The 5,152-nt window shown below is 25.7% G+C and carries 1 protein-coding gene; it reads right to left on the bottom strand.

What is annotated here, in order from left to right:
* Positions 1 to 972: 972 nt before the first annotated feature.
* Complete coding sequence (locus tag ACMUOV_RS00615) at positions 973 to 4,380, bottom strand: bifunctional DNA primase/polymerase (RefSeq protein ID WP_413852772.1); 3,408 nt, start codon at positions 4,378 to 4,380, stop codon at positions 973 to 975.
* Positions 4,381 to 5,152 lie beyond the last annotated feature (772 nt).

Here is a 5,152-nt window from a genome sequence, read left to right as displayed (position 1 = left end):
TTTTCCTTGTTTATTTTCCTTAAATTCTATTAGTGTATGTGTTTTTAGGAGTAATTGGGGTTTGTATTTTGTTCTTTTCTTTTTTCTATTTGTGAAATAGTGTTTATTTTATGTTTCAAGTATTTTTTAGGTTCTCCTAAATTGTTATAAGTATGTGTTTATTTTGTGAGTATAAAATTTTGTATAATAAAAGTATTATTTATCCTTAATTCATGAATATAGAAAATAATTAGCAATTGATACTCTTTTAATCGTATTTTAAAAACTATTTCATTAATTATAATATATTACCCTCTTTTTTTATTATACTAAATAATTTAATTTTTGTGTGTATGTTGTTATATAAATTTGCAATTCTGGGAGAGTCTTGGAGAGTCATTTTTTACCTTTGAAAATATATAATTTTCACATAATCCCCCCCAGACTAAAAAAAATATTATATATTTTCCTTGCATTTTTCTTGTTTTCCCTGCCGTTTTTCTATTATTTTTGCATTATTATATTATTACTTACTGTGGTTGTTCTGGTTAATTAATTTTAAACTAATTTAAAGTTTTTTTATTCAATAACCTAAAAGTAGCAAGAATTAGATTAAAAGAAGGTAAAGTAACAAAGGTAGCAAAATAAATTTGTATTTGCTACCTTTTTGCTACCAGCCGTAAAATCGTTTATAGCTTAAAAGAAGCATGGAACTTCGGTAGATTAAACAATTTTTTTACCCAAAAAATAAAGGTAGCAGGTAGAATTTTTACACACACATTTTTTTTCAAAAAAAAAATTTTCAAAAAAAAATTTTCAAAAAAAAAATTTTCTTAATATAAAGTAAATATATTCTACCTTGCTACCATAAAATAATAATAATAATAAATAGTATAAATAAATAATAATATGGAGTAATATGGGAAAAGGAGCTTTTTTAGGGCGGTAGCAAAAAGGTAGCAAAATAAAATTTCATTTGCTACCTTGCTACTTTTACTTATTTTCAACTAATTCACCCTTATTTGTTTTGGTTTTTTCATCGACTTTTTTATCTTTAGTTAAATCTAAATTAAAACTAAACAGATTATTAATTAATTCGTTAATTGATAAATAAAAGCCTCTAATGTTTTTAGGGTTTTTAGAACCTTCAACTTTAATCTTATTTTGTTTTGTAATATACTTTTCATAACTTTCGTTATAATCTTCCTTTCCCATTTTCTCTTTTAAAATATCAGTTAAACCTAAATAATCTAATATAGACCCTATTTCAACAGTTTCCTCAACATTATTATTAACAAATTTAGTTAAACGTGCAAAGTTAATAAGAAAATGTTTGTCAGAACCTTCTTTACAATATCTGTTATAAGTTATGAAATCAAAATCATTATTTTTAACTGATTCTATAAAGTGTCTTGGAGTATATTCATTATTAATTACTTTGTTTTTCTTTTTAAATTCAGTATTTAATAATTTTATTACTTCTTTACTTATATCATAATCATAATTACTTGAATCTTCTGTTATTTCATACATTTCAGGGAGGAACTCAACTTTTTCACCTATAGCTTTAGAGGTGTCGTCAGCTATTTCATGTAATAAATCTATAGTTAATTTTTCAGGGTTGAATAATCTTTTATCTTTAGATTCAATTAATGGTATGATTTTTTTCTTATATTCATTTCCTATTAATGCTAATTTTCTTAATACTGTTCCTTCTGTGTCGGCTGGTATGTATGTTTCATCAAATTTTTTTCTATCTTCTTTAGTAACATAACTTTTAGAAGTATAATCTCTTATCTTGTATCGTTCTCTTATATAGTCTTTAAACTCCATTCTTTCATTTAACAGGAATACAGGTAAAGCAAAAGCGTTGAAAACATCACTTTTCTTATTATCTGCTCTGTTTTTAGTTATTCTTGTTGTTTTGTCTTGTGTTGCTTTTTTCATTACATCAGGAGTTTCAGGTTGATTTAATAAATTATAACATTCATCAAAAGACTTACAGAAACTGTCTTCCTCTAATTTTGAACCTAAAACTCTAACTGTAGCTCCTGAATTCTCTTCATCAGTTATTAAATAGAATAATCTTCCTAAACTTATAGCTCCTGATTTATTTCCTTTTGTTTTACCTATCAGAATTAAAGAATAGATTCCTGTTTTATAACCTATCTGTTTTAAACAATAGCTGAAAGGACTCCATAACATAAATCTATAAACTGTTGAATCATTGGCTTTTCCTTCAGCCGTCCGAGCAGTCATGATTTCATTAAGTAACTTTATAGCTTCAGCTACATCTTTAGTAGTATATTCTTTAAGATTTTGTAGTTTAGAATTTTCTACTACTTTTCCATTCACTATATAAAAGCCTTTAAGATATGCTTCTGTTTTAGTGGTTATTCGTTCGTTTTTAGTACCGTCAATAATGAAATAGTTTAGTATTTCATCGATAAAGTCTTTTCTTGCATTATAAAAAACTTTGGCTTTTTTGAATTCAGTTACTAATTCATTATTAGTTAAATATTCAGCTGTTATTTCTTTTTTAAATGTTAGATTGTTATAGGTTACATTATAAACTGGTTCTAATATGCCTAATGAATCTAATATTATTTCTACTTTTTTAATAATAACATTAGCTACAGAAACAGTTTTAGTTTCCATATGTCCCTTCTTATTTTTGCTTTCTGTAATCTTTTCAATTCCTTTTTTACTTTGTAAGTAATAGGAATTATCATCAGAAAATATATTTCCAAATATAATATCATTAACAGTATCTTTATTTTCTTCAATTTCGTTAGTAGCTTCTTCAAATTCCTTAACATGTGTAGTTTTGAATATTCTTTTATCTAAATTGTTTAAACTTGCCCTAATATCTCTTTCAAAGAATTTTGGGAGTTTTATTCCTTCAGATTCTAAATATTCCTCCAGTTCTTTAATTTTCACTATTTCAAAAAAATTATTTTTGAACTTGAATTTAAAAGAATCTACTTCTTTTCCTGTTTTACTATATCTGAAAGAACCAATTTTTTTATTAAAATCTATTGTTAAGTCAATTCCTTCAAGTAAGCCTTCATATTTTAACCATTTATTATGATTCTCACCCATTAAATAAACAGAAACTTCATTTTCATTAATAGTAATTGTTGTTATCTTTTCTTTTCTGAATTGTTTATTACAAATATTATCTAATTCATCAGAAAAAACATTCATATTAAAATTATTATCTCTTTGTTGTATGAGTTCACAAAGCTTGGGTAAACCAGCCTTATTTTCTTGTCTGTCATAATTTTTCAGTACCGTTTTAATAAAATCTTGGCTGTTATCAAATATACCGCCAATTTTTTTTACAATACCTTCGGCTATTTGGCTGGAACTGTCTTTACTAATATGATAACTAAAATAACCTCCTAAATATAAAGCCCCATTATGTTTTGCACCATCTATTATTGGAAATATTGGAGTAACTAATTCAATTACTTTTTTTATTTCCTCTTGAGATAAACTTTTTAAATTACCATGGGATTTGGATTTATCAGTATCATTATTTTTATTATAAGTAACTTGTGTGGGTTCGTCTGCTATAGTTGGTTTGTAAGTATAACCTTTACTTACTAATGTATCTATTATTAGCTGGTTTAAGTCCTCTACAATATCCATACCAGCCAACTTATTTAACTCACTAATTACTTGATATTCTCCAGTTCTGGTTTTACTACCTGCTAATACAGTTTGTTTTTTGTCTTGGTTTGTGAATACCTCTATACTATCATTTAAACATTTACCAGCTAATTCTTTAATTTTAAAGTCCTTTGGGAAATATAAGCTGTGACTTGTTGTACTGGTATCTGGCTGGGTTTTCTTATTCCAGTAATATATATGGTATCCTCCAGATTGTGTTTGTACTATTATACAGTTAGGTAAATCTTTTAAATCCCCATATATTAGCTTTTGAGTTTCTTTTTTAATGTTTAAGTCTGGATTGTCTTCACTGGTTTTGTATCCATCAATATCTATACATGCAATACTATAACCATTTCGTTTGTTACCATAACCAATAATTACACCATAATTACCTCTATGATATTTTAAACCAACTTGTGTATACTCTTTACCATTTTTGGTTTTGTATTTAAGTTCCTCTGTAAGTGGGTATACTTTTTTATTCCAGTTGGTAATTAATGGGTATTTATCCCATCTTGTTAATGGTACTACATTTATTTTACCTTGTTGTATATGTTCCTCCAAGTCTGGTAATTGTTCAGTTAATCGTTTGTACTGGACGCTTATTTTAGGCTCTGTTGCCTCTAAATCTGCTAAAAGGGCGTCTATGTCTTCATCAGTAAATTCTAAATCGTCATCAATAGTTTTTCTTTCCTTTCTTTCAGCATTATTATTATTTTTCATTTTTTAACCTCCATTTGTATTTTATTTTAGAAAAGTTTTTTTTAAACCCTGTAATGGAGGAAAAAAACGTTAAAAAACTAGAATCAAAGCATTAAACGATTAGAATCAAACAAAGAAAATATTATAAAAATAAGCTTATATATAAATATAATGAAATACAAATTATATTATAAGCAAAGTTTTTATAATACTTTGTTCCTCGTACTATTCGCTTTGATTCAGTTTTTTAAAAGTCTATTTCTTCATCTAATTACAGGTTTTTAAAAAACTTTTTCAAGCTTATTAATTGATATCTTTTTTTAATTATTTATAATTATTTGTTTTATTATATTCTCCGTTATTTTTTTTGTAATTAATAACAATATATATTCTTTTTATTAGTCAAGAAGATTTTTAGCCAAGAAATAACATCTTCTGAAATTGGATCCAAAATTCATGGGGTTAAAATTCTTTATTATATAACTCCAATAATGTTTTTAGAAAATGATTACTTGTTAAATCCCCTTTGGCTTTATCAAATTCTTTTTTAACATCATAAGTTAATCGTATACTATAAACTTCACTGTCAACAACCGGTGGGGAATTTAATTCTATCGATTATTATTATGCAGTCTTCAAAGTCTTCAGCTATTTTTACTGTGTGCTTCCTCTAAATGATTCAGCATTTAAACTAATCTTGTTTTAAAATTTAAATCAATATTTTTAGAGAGCTATCGCTAAAACAGCCATTATTCAAGTGTTTTTGATGTTCTCATCAATTTATGTTAAAATG

Source organism: Candidatus Ruminimicrobium bovinum, assembly GCF_902760015.1.
Lineage (GTDB): Bacteria > Elusimicrobiota > Endomicrobiia > Endomicrobiales > Endomicrobiaceae > Ruminimicrobium > Ruminimicrobium bovinum.
The sequence above is the reverse complement of the archived record's forward strand: the minus strand, read 5'-3'. Positions and strand labels throughout refer to the sequence as shown.